Here is a 19,332-nt window from a genome sequence, read left to right as displayed (position 1 = left end):
GCTCCGCCCCCGGCCCCCCGGACCAGGCGGGGCCTGCGGCCCCCGCGTCCCGCTGCGCGTCAGCTTGCGGGCGGGTGGGGGCTGGTCGCGCAGTTCCCCGCGCCCCTAACAGCCGGGCCTGCGGCCCCCGCGTCCCGCTGCGCGTCAACCTGCGGGCCGGTGGGGGGCTGGTCGCGCAGTTCCCCGCGCCCCTGAAAGGCGGGCCTACGGCCCGCCCCGGACGCGGCTCCTCAGCCGCCGCAGGGTCTGAACCACCCCGCCCGAGGATCCGAAATAGAGCGGCCGCAAGTACCTATAGGGGCGCGGGGAACTGCGCGACCAGCCCACCACCACCCGCAGACAAACACCGGACCCCTACAGGGGCGCGGGGAACTGCGCGAGCAACCCACCACCACCCGCAGACAGAAACCCCGGCCCCGGGGCGGAGCCCCCCCCCGGCCGCCCGCCTGAGGGGTTGAGGGAACGGGCGGGGTGGGGGCTAAAGCAGCAGGCTCAAGAGGGCCGCCGCCCCGAACCCCGTCACCGACAGCACACTCTCCAGCACCGTCCACGACCGCAACGTATCCCGCTCACTGATCCCGAAGTACTTCGCCACCATCCAGAACCCCCCGTCGTTCACATGCGACGCGAAGATCGACCCCGCCGAGATCGCCATGATCACCAGCGCCAGATGCGCCTGGGAGTACCCGGACCCCTCCACCAGCGGCACCACGATCCCCGCCGTCGTCACGATCGCCACCGTCGCCGAGCCCTGCGCCACCCTCAGCGCCACCGAGATCAGCCAGGCGAGCACGATCACCGGGAGGCCCACGTCGTGGAAGGTCCTGGCGAGGGCGTCCGCGATGCCGGACGCCTTCAGGACCGCGCCGAAGACCCCGCCCGCGCCCACCACCAGCAGAATGTTCCCCACCGGCTTCAGCGAGGCGGTGGAGACCCGCTCCAGGGAGGTGCGGGTCCATCCCCTCCGAATCCCCAGCAGGTAGTACGCGAGCACCAGCGCGATCGTCAGCGCCACGAACGGGTGGCCGAAGAACTCGATCACCGAGCGGATGCGGGAGGGGTCCAGCGCGATCGAGGAGAACGTGGCCGCCAGGATCAGCAGCAGCGGCGTGCCGATCACGGCCAGGACCGTCGTCAGCGGCACCGGCTTCTCCCCGGACGCGGGCGGCAGCCCCGCCGCCGTCCGTTCCGCCTCGACCGCGGCCCGCGCCTCCCGCGCCGCCTCCACCATGTCCTGCGGCACCTCCACGAAGATCCGCTTCCCGATCCACGCGGCGTACGCCCAGGCCGCCAGCACCGCCGGCAGCCCCACGAGCGCGCCCATGAGGATCACCCAGCCGAGCGAGACGTGGAAGAGGCCGGCCGCCGCGACCGGGCCGGGGTGCGGGGGCAGGAAGGCGTGGGTCATCGACAGGCCCGCCAGCAGCGGCATGCAGAAGAGGAGGATCGACTTCCCGGAGCGTTTCGCCGCCGCGTACACGATCGGGGCGAGGACGAAGATGCCCACGTCGAAGAAGACCGGGATGCCGAAGACCAGGCCGGTCAGGCCCATGGCGAGCGGGGCGCGTTCCTCTCCGGACAGCGCCAGCAGCCGGGCGCTCAACACCTCGGCGCCGCCGCTGACTTCGAGGATCGCGCCCAGCATCGTGCCGAGCCCGATGATGATCGCGACATGGCCGAGGATGCCGCCCATGCCCGCCTCGACCGTGGAGACGGCGGCGGACTTCTGGACCGTACCGAAGAGCTCGGTCACCGACAGGCCGGCGCCCAGGCCCACGGCTATGGAGACCGCGAGGAGTGCCACGAACGGCTGGAGTCTGATCTTGATGATGAGGTGGAGCAGCAGCGCTATGCCCAGGACCGCGACCGTCAGCAGGCCCGTGGTGCCGCCGATCAGCGGGAGGATGCCGCCGGTGTGCGGCGGGGGCGGCGGGGGTGGTGTGGTGGCGAGCGGGAACGACATACGGCGACTCCGGTGTTCGACGGGGCTGTTCCGGGGCGTGGGGGACCGCGGGGCGGCGCCCCGGCGGTCCGGGGCGCCGCTCCGTGCGGCCTGTGCTGTGGTCGTGCCAAGCGCATACGGCGGTCAGTCGTCCAGGACCGCCAGCGCGTCGATCTCGATGAGCAGGCCCGGGGGCAGGCCCACGTAGACCGTCGTCCGCGCCGAGGCGGGGGCCTTCAGGCCCTGCTCCTCGAAGTAGGCGTTGTAGATCTCGTTCATCTCGGCGAAGTGGGCGACGTCCGTGAGGTAGACGCGCATCATCATCACGTCGTCCCAGGTGGCGCCGCCCTCCTCCAGGACCGCCTTGACGTTGGCGAAGGTCTGGAGGGTCTGCTCGCGCAGGGTGGGGCCGGCGACGACGGGGGCCCGGCCGTCGGCCGCCGGCAGGAACCCGACCTGCCCGGCGACCTGGAGGATGTTGCCCTTGCGCACGCCGTGCGAGAACTTCGCGGGCGGGGCGGTGTGGGTGGCGGGGACCAGGGCGGTCTTCTCGGGCCCCTTGCTAGTGCCGGTCATGAACTGCCTTCCTCTGGGGGGATGGTGCCGGAGTACTCCCGGCTGATGGCCTCCGCGGTGCGGCGCACCAGCGGGAGCAGGGCGAGGAGTTCCTCGGCGGTGACGACGACGTTCGGCGCGGAGACGGACATCGCGGCGACCACGCGGCCGTCGGTGCCGGTCACGGGCGCGGCCACGCAGTTGATGGACTCCTCGTGGCCGCCGAGGTCGGTGGCCCAGCCCTGTTCGCGTACGGCCGCGAGTTCCTTCAGGAACGCGGCGGCGTTCGGCGTCGAACGGGACGTGTACAGCGGGTAGTCGAGCCGGTCGGCCACCGTCCGGCGCTCGGCCTCGGGCAGGTCGGCGAGGAGCAGCTTGGCGACGGCGGCGACGGTGATGGCGACGGGCTTGCCGACCCGCGAGTACATGCGGACGGGGTAGCGGCTCTCCACCTTGTCGATGTAGAGCACCTCGCCGTCCTCGTACACCGCGAGGTGGACGGTGTGCCCGATGCGCTCATTGAGCGCGACGAGGTGGGGGTGGGCGATCTCCCGTACGTCGAGGTTCTCGACGGCCTCCTGGGCGAGCGCGAACAGGCGCGCGCCGAGGCGGTAGCGCTGGTCCTCCTGCCGGTAGACGAGGCCGTGCTCGTGCAGGGTGCGCAGCAGCCGCAGGGCGGTCGACTTGTGCACCCCGAGCCGCTCGGCTACCCGGCCGAGGTCGGCGGGGCCCTGCGCCAGCAGCGGCAGGATGCTCAGCGCCCGGTCGACGGTCTGGCTCATGGCTTCCGTACCTCCCTTTCCTCCCCCGTCCAGCCGGGGCCGAGTCGAAGTCTCCCCCAGGCGTCGTCGTCCAGGGCGGCGAGCCGGTCGGCGCGGGTGCGGGTGGGTGGGGCGGTGTGGTCGCCGGGCACGGTCAGCACGGCCGCGGCCATGAGGTGCCCGTGCCGCGCCCGCTCCCGTACGGGCAGTCCGCGCAAGGTGCCGTGGAGGAACCCGGCGGCGAAGGCGTCCCCGGCACCGGTGGGGGCGACGACGTCCACGCGGGGGGCGGGGACGACGGTGACGTCGGGCCGCGGACCGTGCTGGGCCGAGCGTGCGGTTCCCCGCGCCCCCAGGCTGCCAGGGGCGCGGGGAACCGCACGACCGGCCCCGGACGGCCCGCGCCCGGCCGACAGCCGCCGGAGGCCTTCGGGAAGGGGCGCGGTGGGGGATTGACACACGGTCACCCCCAGCGCGCCCCGCTTGACCACCACCACCCCCACCTCCGGCAGAGCCGCCCGCACCGCCGACGCCCCCCGCACCCCCCACGCCTCCTCCGCCTCGTCCTCCCCCACGAACACCACGTCGGCGCCCCGCGCCAGCTCCAGCGACACCCGGGGGTCGGAGCCCGGACGCCACAGCCCCGCCCGGTGGTTGACGTCGAAGGACACCAGCGGACGCCCGGGGCGGCGCGTCAGCAGCGCCCGCATCAGCTCCAGGCAGTCGTCCGACAGCGCGGCGGTGATGCCGGAGAGGTGCAGCACCCGCCCGGACCACACGGAATCCCAGGGCACGTTCGCCACGGACAGCGCGGAGGCGGCCGACCCGGTCCGGTAGTACGCGACCTCGTGAGCGCCGTCCGAACGGTCGTCGGCCGTGCGGAAGTACACGCCGGTCGGCCGTACGGGGTCCCGGCGCACCCCGGACGTGTCCACGCCGTACGCGCCGACCGCCGAGACGAGGTGGTCCCCGAAGCCGTCCGCGCCCACCCGGCTGACCCACTTCACCGTGTGCCCGGCGCCCGCGAGCGCGCAGGCCACGTTGGACTCGGCGCCGCCGACGCCCCGTTCGAAGGAGGGCACATCGGCGAGGCGTCCCGGCCGGGCGGGCAGGAACGCGACCATGGACTCCCCGAGACAGACGGCATCCACGTCCACCCGTCGGCGCTCCCTTCACCCTGGACCCCGGCCCCTCACCATTGACCCGGCGTTGGCCCGGATGTTAGACAGCGGTCAGCGAGATACGCAACGGGTGTTGCACATAGTGCAACACCCGGCGCAGCAGCGATCACGGAGGCTTCCATGGGGTTCCTGGCAGGACTGGCCGAAGAGCGCGTCGACCACCGCTTCAAGGGGCTGCCCCCGGACGCCGAGGGACTGACCGTGGGCGAGCTGGCGGCCCAGCGCCGGAACCTGTTCACGGACGGCTTCACCACCCCCGTCCTGGCCCTCTCCGCCGAACGCCTGGAGCACAACCTGGCGCTGATGGAGACGTACGCGACCCGGCACGGCCTCGCCTTCGCCCCGCACGGCAAGACCACGATGGCCCCCGCGCTCTTCGCCCGCCAGCTCGACCACGGCGCCTGGGGCATCACCCTGGCCGTGCCCCACCAGGTGCGCGTGGCCCGCGCGTTCGGCGTCGAGCGGATCTTCCTCGGCAACGAGCTGGTGGACGCGGCGGCCCTGAAGTGGATCGCCGCCGAGCTGGCCCGCGACGCCGCCTTCCGGTTCATCTGCTACGTCGACTCGGTGCGCGGGGTCGAGCTGATGGACGCGGCGCTGACCGGGGCGCCCCGCCCGGTGGACGTGGTGGTCGAGCTGGGCGCGGGCGAGGGCGCGCGCACCGGCGCCCGCACCGAGGCCGACTGCACGGCAGTCGCCGACGCCGTGGCCGCCACCCGCACCCTGCGCCTGGTGGGCGTGGCGGGGTACGAGGCCGAGGTCCCGGGGGCCACCCCCGAGCGCGTCACGGCATGGCTGCGCAGGCTGACCGCGCTGGCGGCGGAGTTCGACCGGGCGGGCCGCTTCTCGGGGACGGGCCTCGACGAGATCGTCGTCAGCGCGGGCGGCAGCGCCTGGTTCGACGCGGTGGCGGAGGTCTTCGCCGACCTCCCCGAACTGTCGCTGCCCGTCCTGAAGTTGCTGCGCTCGGGGGCGTACGTCAGCCACGACGACGGCCAGTACCGCCGCGTCACGCCCTTCAACCGCATCCCCGAGGAGGGCGCCCTGCACCCCGCCTTCCGCCTGTGGGCGCAGGTCGTCTCGCGGCCCGGCCCCGGCCAGGCGTTCGTGAACGCGGGCAAGCGGGACGCGGCGCACGACCTCGACCTGCCCGAGGCGCAGGTGGTGCGCGCGGCGGACGGGACCGAGCGTCCGGCGACCGGCATCGAGGTCACCGCCCTGTCCGACCAGCACGCCTGGCTGCGCACCGGCCCGGGCGTGGAGCTGGAGGTCGGCGACTGGGTGGGCCTCGGCCTCTCCCACCCGTGCACCAGTTTCGACAAATGGCCGCTGATCCCGCTGGTGGAGGCGGACGGCACGGTCGTCGACTACATCCGTACCTACTTCTGAGGCCCCTGATGGACCTCGTCATACGGGACGCCCGGGTGGTCGACGGCGGCGGCGGACCCTCGTTCCGCGCCGACGTCGGCCTCCGGGACGGACGGATCGCGGTGCTGCGCCGCGACGGCGACGGCCGCCCCCGGCCGGCCGGCGCCCGCGTCCTGGACGCCGACGGGCTGGTCCTGGCCCCCGGCTTCATCGACATGCACGCCCACTCCGACCTGGCCCTGCTGCGCGACCCGGACCACAGCGCCAAGGCCGCGCAGGGCGTCACGCTCGAAGTCCTCGGCCAGGACGGGCTCTCCTACGCGCCCGTCGACGACCGCACCCTCGCCGAGGTCCGCACGGCCGTCGCGGGCTGGAACGGCGGCGCGCCCGGGGACACGGACCTCGCCTTCGACTGGCGCACGGTCGGCGAGTACCTGGACCGCCTCGACCACGGCTTCGACGGCGAGGGCATCGCCGTCAACGCCGCCTATCTGGTCCCCCAGGGCACGGTCCGGATGTACGCGGTGGGCTGGGAGGACCGGGCGGCCACGCCCCGGGAGCTGGAGCGGATGCGGCGGCTGGTGGCCGAGGGCCTGGAGCAGGGCGCGGTCGGCCTGTCCTCCGGGCTCACCTACACACCCGGCATGTACGCCCTGGACGCCGAACTGACCGCGCTGTGCGAGGTGGTGGCGCGGTACGGCGGCTACTACTGCCCGCACCACCGCTCGTACGGGGCGGGCGCCCTGCGCGCGTACGAGGAGATGGTGGAGCTGACCCGGGCGGCGGGCTGCGCGCTGCACCTGGCGCACACCACGATGAACTTCGGCGTGAACGAGGGCCGCGCCCCCGAGCTGCTGGCCCTGCTCGACCGGGCGCTGGCCACCGGCTCGGACATCACGCTGGACACCTATCCGTACACCCCGGGCTGCACGACGCTCGCCGCGATGCTGCCGAGCTGGGCGGGCGCGGGCGGACCCGGGGCGGTGCTGGCGCGGCTGCGCGACGAGGCGACGGCCGAGCGGATCCGCCACGACCTGGAGGTGGCCGGGGCGGACGGCTGCCACGGCGTGCCCATCGAGTGGGAGACGATCGAGATCTCGGGGGTGGGCGATCCGGCCCTCGCGTCCTTCGTGGGCAGGACGGTCGCCCGGTCCGCGCGCGAGCGCGGCGAGACGCCGTGGACGACCGCCCGCCGGCTGCTGATCGACGACCGCCTCGGTTCGACGATCCTCCAGCACGTGGGCCACGAGGAGAACGTGCGGGCGATCATGCGCCACCGCGTCCACACCGGCGGCAGCGACGGCATCCTCCAGGGCGCCAAGCCGCATCCGCGCGCCTACGGCACCTTCCCGCACTACCTCGGGCACTACGCCCGTGACCTGGGCATCCTCTCCCTGGAGGAGATGGTGGCCCATCTGACCTCGCGCCCGGCGGCCCGGCTGCGGCTCACCGACCGGGGCCTGGTCCGCGAGGGCTACCGCGCGGACCTCGTGCTGTTCGACCCGCGCACGGTCGCGGCGGGCGCCACCTTCGAGCGGCCCAGGACGCTGCCCACCGGCATCCCGTACGTGTTGATCGACGGGCGGTTCGTCATCGAGGACGGGCGGCGCACGGACGTCCTGGCGGGGCGCGCGGTCCGCAGAACGCCCACCCCGCCCGCGGCCTGACGTACCGTCAGAAGACCCGTACGTTACGGGCGGTGTCCCACAGCATGTCCGCCGCCGGGCTGCCGAGGCCGCCGTGCCCGTCACCGTGGTAGACGTACAGCTGGTAGTTGATGGGCCGCATGAGGTCGGACACCCCGTCCCCGTTGACGTCGCCGGTGGCCAGCACCGGGGCGTCGGCGGGCCAGGCGTACGGGAGCTTGGCGCGGTCGCCGAAGGTGCCCCGGCCGTTACCCGGGTACAGCCACAGGTTCCGGGACCCGTCCCGGGCCACCAGGTCCGCCCTGCCGTCGCCGTTGAGGTCACCGGGCGAGGCGAGCTGGTTCATGGAGTTCCAGCCGCCGCCGACCTTCACACGGTCGCCGAAGGTGCCCCGGCCGTTGCCCGGGTAGGTCCACAGCACCCCGGAGGTGTCCCGGGGCCAGCAGGTCCCGGCGGCCGTCGCCGTTGAGGTCGCCCGCCGCGCTGATCTCGCGCATGGAGTTCCAGCCGCCGCCGACCTTCACGCGGTCGCCGAAGGCGCCGTCGCCACGGCCCGGGTAGAACCACAGGGTGCCCGAGCCGTCGCGGGCGTAGATGTCCTCCTTGGCGTCCCCGTTGTGGTCGCCGTGCCGCGTCAGCTGGGTCATCGCGTTCCAGCCGCCGCCGACGAGCCTGCCCTTGGTCACCCAGTTGGCGTCGCCGGCGCCCGACAGGAACCACAGCCGCCCGTCGTCCGCCCGCTCCAGCAGGTCGGGGCGGGCGTCGTTGTTCAGGTCACCGAACTGCGCGACCGCCGGCAGCCCGGCGGGCCGCTTCTCCTCGTCCTGGACGAACCATTCCATCCACGGCACGCCCTGGGTGACCTCGTAGTCGGTGGTCGCCATGCGGAGGGAGCTGACCTTGTTGTCCCACGCCCGGCCGATGGTGCCGCCGGTGAGGTCGTTGGGGCCGCTGTGCGGGTGGATGTAGTAGCGCTCGCCCTCGTAGTTCGCCTCCGTGGCCAGCGCGACGTAGAGGTCGCTGTTGTTGACGAAGGACGAGATCGAGTTGTTCCAGATGCCGAGGGTGGGGCGGCTGGAGGAGATGATCTCCATCTTGCCCGTGAAGTTCGCGTACTGGAACACGCAGAGCTTGCGCGCCGGGCAGCGGTCGTAGTTCTCCGCGGCCGCCGGCGGGGCCGAGGTGAGAAGGGCGGCCAGCGACGCGGCGACGGCGGCGGCCGTCCCGATCAGCCGCCGGGCCTGGGTGGTGCCGAGCATGGGCCGAACTCCGTTCGGAATCAGAGGATCAAAGGAACCCGGAGGTCGCAGGACCGGGAGGTGACGGGCTCCCGGAGGTCGCAGGACCCGAGGGTGGGGGGCGCCCAGGAGGTCGCAGGACCCCGGAGGGTCAGAAGACGAGGTGGGTGGAGCGGGCCTGGGCGTACTGCCGGGGCGCCCGCAGGCCGCCGTCCGCCGCGCCCGTGTCCGGGTAGACGCGCAGCTCCTTCTGCCCCGGCGCGTGCGCGAGCAGGTCCGGGTGGCCGTCGCCGGTGACGTCACCGACGCCCGCCAGCTCGGTGAGCCCGTTCCAGCCGCCGGTGCCGATGAGCCTGCGGTCACCGAACGTGCCGCGCCCGGTGCCGGGGTAGAACCACAGCTTCCCCGCGGTGTCCCGGGCCACCAGGTCGGAACGCTGGTCGGCGTTCATGTCACCGGCCCCGACCAGCTCGTTCATGACCTTCCAGCCCCCGCCGACCTTCCGGCGGTCACCGAAGGTGCCGTGCCCGTCGCCGGGGTACGTCCACAGGGTGCCGGTGGTGTCGGCGGCGAGCAGGTCGGCGCGGCCGTCGCCGGTCAGATCCCCGGCGGCGGCCACGTCGCTCATGGCGTTCCAGCCCCCGCCGACCCTGACGCGGTCACCGAGGGCGCCGTCGCCCCGACCCGGGTAGAACCACAGGACGCCCGAGCGGTCCCGGGCGAACAGGTCCTCCTTGGCGTCCCCGTCGTAGTCGCCGTGCCGGGTGAGCCGGGTCATCGCGTTCCAGCCGCCGCCCACGAGGCGGTTGCCGCTCTTGCTCACGTACGAGTGGTCCGCCCACAGCCGTCCGAAGGCGTCGCGCGCGTAGAGGTCGCCGAAGCCGTCGCCGTCCATGTCACCGAACGCGGCCGCGGCGGGCTGCCCGGCCGGACGGGGCTTGCTCTCGAAGTCCCCCGAGTACGTCGGGAAACGTCCCTCGGTACCGCAGAAGTAGTCCGCCTCGCGGTCCAGGTCGAGCGAGCTGACGCTGTTGTCGAGGTCCGGCCGGGAGCTCTCGTCGAACGACACCTGGGCGGAGTAGTAGTGCGTGGCCCTGGCCCGCCCCGGGTCGCCTTCCAGGTCCGGCTCGCTGTTGAAGCAGACCGGCATGTCGGTGCGGTTCACGAACGAGCTGATGCGGTTGTCCCAGGACCCGAGCCGCAGCATGGACCCGGTGACGACCAGCATGTCGCCCCGGCCCATCGGGTCGCTGAAGACGCACAGCTTGCCGTAGGCGCAGCGGTCGTAGCCGCTCGCGGCCCGGGCGGGCGCGGTGGTGACGGTGGTGACGGCGGCCGCCAGTCCTGCGGTGACGGCGGCCGCGAGCCCGCCGCGTACGAGGCGTGAAGACATGGAACGCACGCGGTTCCCCCCCGGGTGTGTGCGAATGCTGTGGAAAGTCAGCGGATCATAGCCCCCCGCCGACGATCAGTTCGAACCAGACCGTCTTGCCGATCCCGTACGGCCGCGGGTTGGCGCCCCAGGCGTCGGACAGCGCCTCCACCAGCGCGAGCCCGCGCCCGGACTCGTCGTCCGGACCGGCCGCCCTCGGACACGGCGGCGCGGCGTTCGCGTCGATCACCTCGACCCGGAAGAGGTCCCCGCCGAGCACGCACCGGGCGACGATCTCGCGGCCGACGGGCACGCGCGCGTGGCGCACGGCGTTCGTCATCAGCTCGCTGAGGAGCAGGACGGCGGTGGCGGCCGGTTCGTCGGGGACCTTCCAGGCGCGCGCCTGCTCCGCGAGCAGCGCTCGCGCCCGCGAGACGCTGCGGGGCCCGCAGGGAAGCCGCCACGCAACGTCCTTCGGAAGGGGGGAAGTTGTGCAATCCATGGCTCATACCGTGCTGGGCCGGGCATAGCCTCTGGGAGTATCAAAGTGGGTACATTCCCGGCTGTACCCGCGAGGTACCCGAAGGGCGGGTTCAATGACCGAGCCGACTTCCCTGCCGCCGATCGCGTGGCGCTACTGCGGCGACCAGGTGAAGCGCTGGCGGGAGGGCGCCGGGGTGTCCCGCAACGACCTCTGCAAGGCGGCGGATTACCAGTACGAGTACGTCAAGTCGATGGAGAACGGCCGCCGCAAGCCTACTCTGCGGCTGCTGACGGTGGCCGATCAGATGTGCGGGGCGCAGGGGAAGTTGCTGGCTGCGAACCAGTATCTGAAGCCGGAGCCGTTCCCTGCGCGGTCGCAGGAGTTCATGCAGGTGGAGGCGGAGGCCATCGCCGTCCACTGGTACGAGCCGCTACTCATCCCGGGTTTGTTGCAGACGGAGGAGTACGCGCGGACGCTGATCAGCGAGAGCTACCCGCCGTTGGATGACGAGACGGTCGAGGAACGGGTGAACGCGCGGCTCCGCAGGCAGGAAACCCTGCGGACGCGAAAGTCGACCGTTTTCAACTTCGTGGTGTACGAGGCCGCTTTGCGCACTTTGGTCGGGGGCCGGGTCGTGATGAAGCGACAGCTCGAACACGTGTTGGAAATGGGCGAGTTGCGGAATGTTTCGGTGCAGGTGCTGCCGATGGGGCGGTGTCCGGGCGTGGCATTGAACGGACCATTGATTCTGCTGGAATCCCCTGACCACGAGCAACACGCCTTCGCCGAAGGGCAGAAGACGAGCGCGCTGTACGCCGATCCCGCCACGGTAAGTGAACTGACCCAGACGCATGGCATGATCCGCTTGCACGCTCTCAGCGTCGAGGAATCGGCGGAGTTCATCAGCAAATTGGCGGAGGAGCTATGAGCGATCAGCTCGTATGGTTCAAGTCCAGTTACAGCGACAGCGAAGGGAGCGCCTGCGTCGAAGTCGCCCTGGACTGGCGGAAGTCCAGCCACAGCGACTCCCAGGGCGGCGCCTGCGTCGAGGTCGCCACCTGCCCCCACACCGTCCACGTACGCGATTCCAAGCTCGGCGGGGACAGTCCGACGTTCGCCGTCCCCGCCGCCGCCTGGGCTCAGTTCACGGCCGGGATAGCCGGGAGCAGATAGCCGAAGACCGTGTCCGCCGGGCCGCGGTCGTCCATCTGGGCGCGGCCCGCGCGTACGGCTTCGTCGAAGTTCGCGGCGAAGTCCGGGCCCGACGCCAGGAGCCGGTCCAGGGTGTCGCGCGTCAGCACGATCGTGGCGTGCGGCTTGTCCACGCCCGGCGGCATGGTGTCGCCGCGGGTGTCGGTGTAGACGAGGACGCCGTCGCGCAGGACCGTGACGCCCGACTGGCCGGTGTTGGTGAAGGTCCACAGCAGGACGACCGGATCGCGCAGCTCCGCCGCGCTCGGACCGTCAAGGCGGGCGGCGAGGGCCGCGAAGTACTGGGCGGGGTTGGCGTGGTGCACCAGGTCGCCGACGACGGGACGGGCGCCGGGCGGACGCGGGCCGGGGCGGAGGTCCTGGGCGGCCGTGAGATAGGCGTTGCGCAGCGGGCCGTACTCGGCGAGGTACCCCAGTTGGGTCAGCGCCAGCGCCTGGAGTGAGGTGGCGGCGTCCAGGACGGCGGGCGGGACCGTCGCCGGGTCGCAGGCGGCGGCCACCACGTGGTCGAGGAGCTCGACGGTCCGCTCGTAGCGGGGCGTCGCCGCGTCGTACTCCTCGCGGGCGGTGGCCAGCACCGCCTCGGCGCCGCCCAGGGCCACCACGTACCGCTTGGCGGTCGCGGCGGACGCGGGGGTCGCGGCGACCGCGTCGGTGGCGGCGACGAACTCGTGGCCGAGCAGGCGCAGCCAGGTCTGGCGGGCGGCCTGGGTGGCGGTGCCGACGTACCCGGCGGCGTAGAACGGCTGGTTCGAGGGCTGGGTCTGGCGCCTGACCCAGGCGTCGCGGCGGGCGGCGAGACGGGCGGTGACGGCCTTCGCGCCCCAGCCGGGCCACTCGTACGCCCCGGCCACGATCTCCGCGACGCCGCCGAATGCCTTCAGGGTCTCGTCGAGGTGGCGGGCGCGTACGTCCCCGAGGCCGCCGAGGAGGCCGGGGGCGGTGAGGTAGAGGACCTTGTGGCCGGGGAGGTAGACGTTCATCTCGGCCGGGGACTGGAGGCCGGCGGCGGGCTGGAGGACCATCCGTACGCCGTCGGCCTCGACCTCGCCGGACAGCTGGTGGGTGGGCGGTACGAGAGTGGGCTCGCCGGCCGAGACGGTGAGGCCGGGGCCGCTGTCGATCAGGCCGTACGGTCCGGCCTCCAGCCGGGTGCCGTAGGTGTGGTCGACCAGGCAGGCGGTGGCGAGGCCCTCCACGACGTGGCGGCGGACCGCGTCGTCGAGGAAGCCGTCGGGCGCGTAGACGGCGAGGTCCTCGGGGACGGTGTCGCCGCGCTCGGCGAAGAGGCCGCGGGAGCCGCCGAAGTGGTCGACGCAGCTCGCGGTGTAGACGAGGGCCTTCACCGGACGGCGGTCGTCGGTGGTCTCGCGGTAGAGGCGGAGGGCGTACTGGGCGGTCTCGTAGGAGCCGAGGGGGTCGATGACGACGAGTCCGGTGCGGCCCTCGACGATCGTCATGTTGGCGAGGTCGTGGCCGCGGATCTGGTGGACGCCGCCGCGGCCGTGGTCCGGGCGGGTGACCAGGTAGAGGCCGGCCATGGCGTTCATGCGGCCCTGGCGCCATACGCGCGCGTTGACGGAGGGCGGTATGTCGGCGTCCTCGTCGCGCAGGAAGTCGAACCGGGCGAAGTCCCAGGCGGTTCCCCCGTCCCGGGCCGGGATCGCGGCCACGCCCGGGCGGGCGACGAGCCCCTGCGAGGCGTTGCGGAAGTCGGAGACGTCCGAGGGGACGCCGTGCGGCCCCGCGGGGCGGTTGCTGCGGATGACGTACGGGGTCGGTTCGACGGGGTGGGGCTGGGCGGTGGGGTGGGGCTGGGCTTGGGGGTGGGCCTGGGCTTGGGGGTGGGCCTGGGCTTGGGGGTGGTGCTGCGCGCCGTTGCTGCCGTTGGTCATGGGCTGCCTCCTCGGGGCGTCGCGGGGCGGGAACGTAACGCTGTGGGGAGGGGGGATGAAAGGGGGCGAGGGGGTGCGTGGCCGAGATGTGGGCGGTGTGGGGGCCGGTAGCGGGGTGGCCCGGCCGCGCAGTTCCCCGCACCCCTTTCCGGCCCGCGTTTCGTCTGCGGCCCGGTGGCGGCTCGCTCGCGCAGTTCCCCGCGCCCCTGTTCGGCCGGGTGTTTGGGTGCGGGCCGGTGGTCGGTTGCTCGCGCAGTTCCCCGCGCCCCTGTTCGGCCGGGTGTTTGGGTGCGAGCCGGTGGTCGGTTGCTCGCGCAGTTCCCCGCGCCCCTGTTCGGCCGGGTGCTTGCGTGCGGGCCGGTGGTCGGTTGCTCGCGCAGTTCCCCGCGCCCCTTCAGGGGTCGGACTCCGGCTGCGGGCCGGTGGGGCTTCTCGCGCAGTTCCCCGCGCCCCTCACATGCCGCTGCGCGGCATTCCCCGGGCGCCCCGAAGGGGCGCTTCAAGGGGCGCGGGGAACGGCGCGAGCAACCCACCACGGCCCGCGGACGACGACTGGTTTCAGGGGCGCGGGGAACTGCGCGACCAGCCACAGACCACCCGCGGACAAACACCCGGCCCGAAAAGGGGCGCGGGGAACTGCGCGGCCAGCCCAGCACCGGGCCGCAGGCGGGCCCCCGGCCAAAGGGGGCGGCGCGCCGTGGTGCATCTCACCCGCCGTGCCGCCGGGGGCGCATTCCAAGCCGGTACCCCACCCCCGACCGGCGATCCCACGGCCACGCCCCCAGGACCGCATTCCGATGGAAGCCATGCATCCGCCCGGGCACCCCCGACCGGCGCACCCCACGGGCAAACCCCGCGCGTCCCCCGAAACGCGCCCGTAAGGTGACTGTCATGCAGGTGATCCAGTCGACCAAGCTCGCCAATGTCTGTTACGAGATCCGCGGCCCGGTTCTCGAAGAAGCCATGCGGCTGGAAGCGGCAGGGCACCGCATCCTCAAGCTCAACACCGGCAACCCCGCCGCGTTCGGCTTCGAGTGCCCGCCGGAGATCCTGGAGGACATGCTCCGCAACCTCTCCGGGGCGCACGGCTACGGCGACGCGAAGGGCCTGCTCTCGGCGCGCCGCGCGGTGATGCAGCACTACCAGACCAAGGGCATCGACCTCGACGTCGAGGACATCTACCTCGGCAACGGCGTCTCCGAACTGATCCAGATGTCGATGCAGGCGCTGCTCGACGACGGCGACGAGGTGCTGGTCCCGGCCCCGGACTACCCGCTGTGGACGGCCTCGGTCTCGCTGGCCGGCGGCACCGCCGTGCACTACCGCTGCGACGAGCAGGCCGACTGGATGCCGGACCTCGCCGACATCGAGCGGAAGATCACGGACCGTACCAAGGCTCTGGTGATCATCAACCCGAACAACCCGACGGGCGCGGTCTACGACGAGGAGATGCTGCGGAGTCTCACGGAGATCGCCCGCCGCCACAACCTGGTCGTCTGCTCGGACGAGATCTACGACCGGATCCTCTACGACGGCGCCACGCACACGCCGACGGCGGTCATCGCGCCGGACCTGATGGTGCTGACGTTCAACGGTCTGTCCAAGAACTACCGGGTGGCCGGTTACCGCTCCGGCTGGATGGCGGTCTGCGGCCCCAAGGCCCACGCCTCCTCGTACATCGAGGGCCTCACCATCCTCGCCAACATGCGGCTGTGCGCGAACATGCCGTCGCAGTACGCGGTGGCCACGGCGCTGGGCGGGCGCCAGTCGATCGAGGACCTGGTGCTGCCGGGCGGGCGGTTGCTGGAGCAGCGCGACACGGCGTATGACCTGCTCACGCAGATCCCCGGCGTGACGTGCGTGAAGCCGAAGGGCGCGCTGTACCTGTTCCCGAGGCTCGACCCGGCGGTCTACAAGGTCAAGGACGACCGCCAGATGGTCCTGGACCTGCTGCGGGCCGAGAAAATCATGGTGGTGCACGGCACCGGCTTCAACTGGCCCGAGCCCGACCACTTCCGCATCGTGACGCTTCCCTCGGCGCAGGATCTGGCGGGTGCGGTGACCCGGATCGGCAGCTTCCTGGACGGCTACAGCCAGATGTAGCCAGGTGCTGGCCCGTACTCAACTTTAGACAGAATCTAAGATAGGATGGCCTCCTGCGTCAGAAGGAGGTCATCTCATGTACGAGCCGATCCGGACGAAGTCGGTGCACAGCACGATGGCCGCCGACGCGCGTGTTCCGCGCCGCTCCCGTGAGGAGGAGCTGGACATCCAGCTCGCCGGGCACCTCGCGGCGCTGCTCGCGGTCACGGACGAACTGGGACTGACCGAGGCCGGGGACGCGATCGCGTCGCAGGTCGCGCGGCTGCGGGGCGGGCATCCGCCAGTGCGGCACGCGGGTCTGAGCCGGGCTGCGGCGCCGGCCCTGCACGGGCGCGCGCACGCGCTCGCGGGGCGCGCGCTGGTGGTCGCCGCCTCGCGCGCGGACACGGCGGCGGCGATCCTGGCGGCGGAGCGTATGGACGCCCACTCGGCGGCGACCGCCGCCCTCTGATCGGCCCCGGTCCGCGCGCCGCGGAGGTCCGCGGACCGGGTGCCACGTTTCGCGTACGCGGGGTACGAGTGCGACGGATTTCGTCTGCCGCCGGGTGGTGGGCTGCTCGCGCAGTTCCCCGCGCCCCCAAAACCGTCGTCGTCTGCGGACCGTGGCCGGTTGCTCGCGCAGTTCCCCGCGCCCCTCAAATGCGCCCCTCCGGGGCGCCCTATAGGGGCGCGGGGAACGGCGTGACCAGCCCACCACCGAGCCGCACAAAACCACGCACCGCAAGCCCCCCAAGGGGCGCGGGGAACTGCGCGACCAGCCACAGACCGCCCGCAGACGAACCCCGGGCCAAAAGGGGCGCGGGGAACTGCGCGAGCAACCGGCCACCGGGCCGCAGACGAACCCCGGGCCGCCCCGCAGGGTCACCCCCTCGTCAGTGCCACCAGGATCAGCAGGATCAGCACCGCCAGGGCGATCAGCAGTGCAGGCCGCAGGCTGGATGGAGGCGGGGGGGGTGGCGGCAAAGGGGACGGGTTGAAGACGTCGTGGCCTGTCAGGGTCGCCCGGACGCACCAGGGGCACCCCGTCAGGTGCGAGCCGTACGTGTGGCCCGGGCGGGCCGGGCAGACCCGTACCCGGCCCCGCTCCCGGTCCAGCGCCCGCAACCAGTCCTCCGCCGACGGGCGGGCCCCGGGGTCCAGGACGCCGGGGCCGAACGCCGCCCGGGACAGGTCCAGCAGTTCGGGCGGCAGCACGGACGGGTCCACGGTCCCCCGCGGCACCACGACCCCCTCGGGCCGCACCACGTAACTGATGCTCGCCGCGATGTTGTCCTGGACCGTCGACTCCGGCGCGCTGTCGCGCGGCACACCCCCGAAGGGGTGGTTGCCGGCCGTCAGCAGCTGGTAGACGAGGACCGCCAGCGCGAAGTCGTCGCTGGCCCGGGTGGCGGGGCCGCCCGCCTGCCGTTCGGGCGCCGAGTAGTCCGTGGTGTGCATCAGGCAGGGGAACAGCTCCCCGGTGACCGCGTCGGTGAAGGCGATGGAGTCGCAGTCCAGGAACGTGATGAAGCCGTTCGCGTCGACCACCACGTTGCTGCTGGAGAAGTCCCCGATGACCAGCCCCTCGTGGTGCATCCGCGCCGTCATGAACGCCAGGTTCCACGCGACGCCCAGCAGGAAGCGCCAGTCGGCCCGCCCGTGGAAGAGCCGGACGCGCTGGGCGCGCGTGAACAGGCCGACCAGCTGGACGTGTTCGGGCTCCCCGAACCGCTGCATCGCGTATCCGAGGAACGCCCCGCCCGGCGCCCGCGCGGGCGCGGTCGGCCAGGCCAGCTCGGGCCGCTGGGAGCGGTCGGTGGGGCGTCCGCCGAGCGGGGACATGGTGAGCATCCGGGTCAGCCGCCGCTCCTGCTCGGGGCCGGGCGGGTCCCGGTAGAGCTTGACGACGGTCCGGTCGTCGCCCTCCACGGGGTAGACGGCCGCCTGCCCGCCCCCCTTCAGCGGCTCGGCGGCGAGGACCACCGGCACCCCGCCGAGCAGCACGGTCCGCCCCTGCGCGGGCCCGCTCATCCGCCCCCTCCGTCCCGCACCGCCCGCAGCAGTGTCTTGTCGTCCCCGTTGAGCGCGGTCAGCCGGTCGGAGCGGAGCAGCGCGGCGAGCCGGTCGTCCTCGTCGTCCGGCACGCCCCCGCCGATGTCGAGCGAGCGCAGTACCGACGCCGCGAAGGATCCGTTGGGGGCCTGCGGGGCGCCCCCGGACCAGGAGAGCGCGGCCTGCGCGAGGCCGTCGGTGGAGAGCAGCACGCCGTCGACGCCCTCGTCCCGTACGCAGTCGGTCCGCACCCAGCGGGCCGCGTCCGGGGTGGTGAGGAAGACCGTCTCGTTGCTGTACTCGCTCACCGCGGCGGGCTGCGGCAGGAGGTGGAACTGCCGTTCGCCGTCCTCGGTCCCGGCCCGCAGCACCACGAACCCGTCCCCGACGGTGCAGTACCCCAGCCACCCGGACGCGAGGACCACCACGGTCAGGGTGGTCGCGTGGTCCCCGGCCCCCTCGCCCGTACGGTCGAGGAAGTCGTCCACGACCCGCTGGAAGCACCGGCGCAGCAGCCGGTGCGCGGTGGGGCCGTCGGCCCCGGAGGCGGGCAGTCTGCCGAAGTGCTCCACCGCGAGGCGGACCGCGAGCAGGGAGCCCTCGCCGGAGCGCGGCCGGCTGCCCGCGCCGTCCGCGACGGCCAGGACCGTGACGGGCCCGTCCGTCGAGCACCGCCAGGCGTCCTGGCAGGGGATGCCGTCCCGGCGATGCCGGTAGCCCTCCACGCTCAGCCCGTGCACCCGCCAGCTCCCGTGCGTCCGCGTCGCCATGGCCCGCTCAGGCTTCCCAGGCCGGGCGCTGCGTCTTGAACTGGCTGAAGATCTTCTCGAAGACCTCGTCGCCCGCGCCCTTGGTCTCGGCGCTGGCGCTCGCCGACATCATCTGGAGCAACTGGCGGAAGGGGAAGCCCTGGAGGCGGGCGTTGAACTTCGGCGCGTACGCCTGGAGCACCTGTTCGGCGAGGTCGGTGAGGCCGCCGACGCCGATCGCGTACAGCCGGAAGCGGCGGGCCGCCTGCTCCTCGGCGAGGACCGGGACGAGCCGCTGCCAGGTGCGGCTGATGTGGCCGGTGCCGTCGGTCGGCAGGCCGTCGGTGACGAGGCAGATCTGCGGGCGGTAGTACTGGAAGCCCTGCGAGCGCAGCTCGGTCTTGCGGGCGGCGACCACGTGCATGGCCAGCTCCAGGGCCTCGGTCATCAGGGTGACCCCGGAGGCGGCGAGCCGCGGCGGCTCGAACATGTGGGCGGCGACGAACGGGCCGACCGGCGAGCCGGGTTCGAGGGGCTGGCCGGACCGCCAGGCGGTGACGCCCCGGCCGCCGAAGGTGATGACGGCGACCTCGACGCTGTAGCTGAGGCTGACGTCGTCGTGGAGCTCGCGGGTCCACTCGTTCAGGGCCTGGTTCAGCGCCTCGATGGGCGGGCCCGCCATGGAGCTGGAGGTGTCCAGGCACAGCACCAGCGGCAGCCGCTGGGCGTTGTTCTCGAACTCGATGTCGGCGTACTCCGCCGGAAGCGTCCTCGGTGGCTGCTGCCTGCGCATCT

General features: G+C 72.9%; 18 protein-coding genes. 6 read left to right on the top strand and 12 right to left on the bottom strand.

The genetic code is table 11. From position 1 onward, the window contains the following. Positions 1–478: 478 nt before the first annotated feature. The 4 genes from ABZ404_RS30755 to ABZ404_RS30740 form a co-directional block, all read right to left on the bottom strand. Positions 479–1,963 (bottom strand): gluconate:H+ symporter, encoded by a 1,485-nt coding sequence (locus ABZ404_RS30755; protein ID WP_358832981.1) that lies wholly within the window; start codon positions 1,961–1,963, stop codon positions 479–481. A gap of 123 nt (positions 1,964–2,086) precedes the next feature. Beyond that, complete coding sequence (locus ABZ404_RS30750; RefSeq protein WP_358832980.1) at positions 2,087–2,518, bottom strand: RidA family protein; 432 nt, start codon at positions 2,516–2,518, stop codon at positions 2,087–2,089. Further along, positions 2,515–3,279, bottom strand: coding sequence for an IclR family transcriptional regulator (locus ABZ404_RS30745; RefSeq protein WP_358832979.1), 765 nt, complete (start codon positions 3,277–3,279; stop codon positions 2,515–2,517). Before ABZ404_RS30745 ends, ABZ404_RS30750 begins: the two co-directional genes overlap by 4 nt. After that, positions 3,276–4,415: a sugar kinase gene (locus ABZ404_RS30740; RefSeq protein WP_358832978.1), complete on the bottom strand. Its 1,140-nt coding sequence runs from the start codon at positions 4,413–4,415 to the stop codon at positions 3,276–3,278. Before ABZ404_RS30740 ends, ABZ404_RS30745 begins: the two co-directional genes overlap by 4 nt. A 144-nt stretch (positions 4,416–4,559) precedes the next feature. On the opposite strand from ABZ404_RS30740, the gene ABZ404_RS30735 reads away from it, so the two are divergent. Both ABZ404_RS30735 and ABZ404_RS30730 read left to right on the top strand, forming a co-directional pair. Continuing rightward, entirely contained in the window at positions 4,560–5,828 is a 1,269-nt protein-coding gene (locus ABZ404_RS30735) for an amino acid deaminase (protein WP_358832977.1), read from the top strand. Positions 5,829–5,836: 8 nt separating this feature from the next. Beyond that, positions 5,837–7,474, top strand: a complete 1,638-nt coding sequence (locus ABZ404_RS30730) for a D-aminoacylase (protein ID WP_358832976.1) — start codon at positions 5,837–5,839, stop codon at positions 7,472–7,474. A 7-nt stretch (positions 7,475–7,481) separates the two neighbouring features. Here ABZ404_RS30730 and ABZ404_RS30725 read toward each other — a convergent pair whose 3' ends face one another. The 4 genes from ABZ404_RS30725 to ABZ404_RS30710 form a co-directional block, all read right to left on the bottom strand. Then, positions 7,482–7,826 carry a VCBS repeat-containing protein gene (locus ABZ404_RS30725; RefSeq protein ID WP_358832975.1) on the bottom strand — a complete coding sequence of 115 codons (345 nt, stop codon included), beginning with the start codon at positions 7,824–7,826 and terminating at the stop codon, positions 7,482–7,484. After that, a complete protein-coding gene (locus tag ABZ404_RS30720; protein ID WP_358832974.1) occupies positions 7,774–8,712 on the bottom strand; it encodes a peptidase inhibitor family I36 protein in 939 nt (312 codons plus the stop codon). The genes ABZ404_RS30725 and ABZ404_RS30720 overlap by 53 nt, the downstream gene beginning before the upstream one ends. A gap of 130 nt (positions 8,713–8,842) precedes the next feature. Further along, a complete protein-coding gene (locus ABZ404_RS30715; RefSeq protein WP_358832973.1) occupies positions 8,843–10,084 on the bottom strand; it encodes an FG-GAP-like repeat-containing protein in 1,242 nt (413 codons plus the stop codon). 55 nt (positions 10,085–10,139) lie between these two features. Further along, positions 10,140–10,565, bottom strand: a complete 426-nt coding sequence (locus ABZ404_RS30710; RefSeq protein WP_358832972.1) for an ATP-binding protein — start codon at positions 10,563–10,565, stop codon at positions 10,140–10,142. 94 nt (positions 10,566–10,659) lie between these two features. Here ABZ404_RS30710 and ABZ404_RS30705 point away from each other — a divergent pair, with 94 nt between their 5' ends. Both ABZ404_RS30705 and ABZ404_RS30700 read left to right on the top strand, forming a co-directional pair. Beyond that, the gene (locus ABZ404_RS30705) at positions 10,660–11,475 is read left to right on the top strand and encodes a helix-turn-helix transcriptional regulator (protein ID WP_358832971.1); all 816 of its coding nucleotides are present in this window, start codon (positions 10,660–10,662) and stop codon (positions 11,473–11,475) included. Beyond that, the gene (locus ABZ404_RS30700; RefSeq protein ID WP_358832970.1) at positions 11,472–11,720 is read left to right on the top strand and encodes a DUF397 domain-containing protein; all 249 of its coding nucleotides are present in this window, start codon (positions 11,472–11,474) and stop codon (positions 11,718–11,720) included. Before ABZ404_RS30705 ends, ABZ404_RS30700 begins: the two co-directional genes overlap by 4 nt. Here the strand turns inward: ABZ404_RS30700 and ABZ404_RS30695 are convergent. Next, the gene (locus ABZ404_RS30695; protein WP_358832969.1) at positions 11,687–13,654 is read right to left on the bottom strand and encodes an alkyl sulfatase dimerization domain-containing protein; all 1,968 of its coding nucleotides are present in this window, start codon (positions 13,652–13,654) and stop codon (positions 11,687–11,689) included. The genes ABZ404_RS30700 and ABZ404_RS30695 overlap by 34 nt on opposite strands. Before the next feature lie 891 nt (positions 13,655–14,545). On the opposite strand from ABZ404_RS30695, the gene ABZ404_RS30690 reads away from it, so the two are divergent. Together ABZ404_RS30690 and ABZ404_RS30685 are read left to right on the top strand one after the other, a co-directional pair. After that, positions 14,546–15,757, top strand: a complete 1,212-nt coding sequence (locus ABZ404_RS30690) for a pyridoxal phosphate-dependent aminotransferase (RefSeq protein WP_358832968.1) — start codon at positions 14,546–14,548, stop codon at positions 15,755–15,757. 76 nt (positions 15,758–15,833) lie between these two features. Then, on the top strand, positions 15,834–16,208 hold the full coding sequence (locus ABZ404_RS30685) for a hypothetical protein (protein WP_358832967.1): 375 nt from the start codon (positions 15,834–15,836) through the stop codon (positions 16,206–16,208). 410 nt (positions 16,209–16,618) lie between these two features. Here the strand turns inward: ABZ404_RS30685 and ABZ404_RS30680 are convergent, their stop codons facing one another. From ABZ404_RS30680 to ABZ404_RS30670, 3 genes are read right to left on the bottom strand one after another with little or no spacing between them, the layout of a single operon-like run. Beyond that, a complete protein-coding gene (locus ABZ404_RS30680) occupies positions 16,619–17,767 on the bottom strand; it encodes a hypothetical protein (protein ID WP_358832966.1) in 1,149 nt (382 codons plus the stop codon). Further along, positions 17,764–18,558: a PP2C family serine/threonine-protein phosphatase gene (locus ABZ404_RS30675; protein WP_358832965.1), complete on the bottom strand. Its 795-nt coding sequence runs from the start codon at positions 18,556–18,558 to the stop codon at positions 17,764–17,766. Before ABZ404_RS30675 ends, ABZ404_RS30680 begins: the two co-directional genes overlap by 4 nt. 7 nt (positions 18,559–18,565) lie before the next feature. Continuing rightward, positions 18,566–19,330 (bottom strand): hypothetical protein, encoded by a 765-nt coding sequence (locus ABZ404_RS30670; RefSeq protein ID WP_358832964.1) that lies wholly within the window; start codon positions 19,328–19,330, stop codon positions 18,566–18,568. Positions 19,331–19,332: the final 2 nt, after the last annotated feature.

Origin of the sequence: Streptomyces sp. NPDC005878 (assembly GCF_040629815.1) — a bacterium.
Classification (GTDB): Bacteria; Actinomycetota; Actinomycetes; order Streptomycetales; family Streptomycetaceae; genus Streptomyces.
The sequence above is the reverse complement of the archived record's forward strand: the minus strand, read 5'-3'. Positions and strand labels throughout refer to the sequence as shown.

Bases quoted from the DNA above. Each gene is read 5' to 3' on its own strand.
- ABZ404_RS30730 (WP_358832976.1), top strand. From the start codon at position 5,837: ATGGACCTCGTCATACGGGACGCCCGGGTGGTCGACGGCGGCGGCGGA.
- ABZ404_RS30710 (WP_358832972.1), bottom strand. From the start codon at position 10,565: ATGGATTGCACAACTTCCCCCCTTCCGAAGGACGTTGCGTGGCGGCTT.
- ABZ404_RS30705 (WP_358832971.1), top strand. From the start codon at position 10,660: ATGACCGAGCCGACTTCCCTGCCGCCGATCGCGTGGCGCTACTGCGGC.
- ABZ404_RS30700 (WP_358832970.1), top strand. From the start codon at position 11,472: ATGAGCGATCAGCTCGTATGGTTCAAGTCCAGTTACAGCGACAGCGAA.
- ABZ404_RS30715 (WP_358832973.1), bottom strand. From the start codon at position 10,084: ATGTCTTCACGCCTCGTACGCGGCGGGCTCGCGGCCGCCGTCACCGCA.
- ABZ404_RS30735 (WP_358832977.1), top strand. From the start codon at position 4,560: ATGGGGTTCCTGGCAGGACTGGCCGAAGAGCGCGTCGACCACCGCTTC.
- ABZ404_RS30680 (WP_358832966.1), bottom strand. From the start codon at position 17,767: ATGAGCGGGCCCGCGCAGGGGCGGACCGTGCTGCTCGGCGGGGTGCCG.
- ABZ404_RS30690 (WP_358832968.1), top strand. From the start codon at position 14,546: ATGCAGGTGATCCAGTCGACCAAGCTCGCCAATGTCTGTTACGAGATC.
- ABZ404_RS30745 (WP_358832979.1), bottom strand. From the start codon at position 3,279: ATGAGCCAGACCGTCGACCGGGCGCTGAGCATCCTGCCGCTGCTGGCG.
- ABZ404_RS30670 (WP_358832964.1), bottom strand. From the start codon at position 19,330: ATGCGCAGGCAGCAGCCACCGAGGACGCTTCCGGCGGAGTACGCCGAC.
- ABZ404_RS30685 (WP_358832967.1), top strand. From the start codon at position 15,834: ATGTACGAGCCGATCCGGACGAAGTCGGTGCACAGCACGATGGCCGCC.
- ABZ404_RS30750 (WP_358832980.1), bottom strand. From the start codon at position 2,518: ATGACCGGCACTAGCAAGGGGCCCGAGAAGACCGCCCTGGTCCCCGCC.
- ABZ404_RS30755 (WP_358832981.1), bottom strand. From the start codon at position 1,963: ATGTCGTTCCCGCTCGCCACCACACCACCCCCGCCGCCCCCGCCGCAC.
- ABZ404_RS30720 (WP_358832974.1), bottom strand. From the start codon at position 8,712: ATGCTCGGCACCACCCAGGCCCGGCGGCTGATCGGGACGGCCGCCGCC.
- ABZ404_RS30675 (WP_358832965.1), bottom strand. From the start codon at position 18,558: ATGGCGACGCGGACGCACGGGAGCTGGCGGGTGCACGGGCTGAGCGTG.
- ABZ404_RS30695 (WP_358832969.1), bottom strand. From the start codon at position 13,654: ATGACCAACGGCAGCAACGGCGCGCAGCACCACCCCCAAGCCCAGGCC.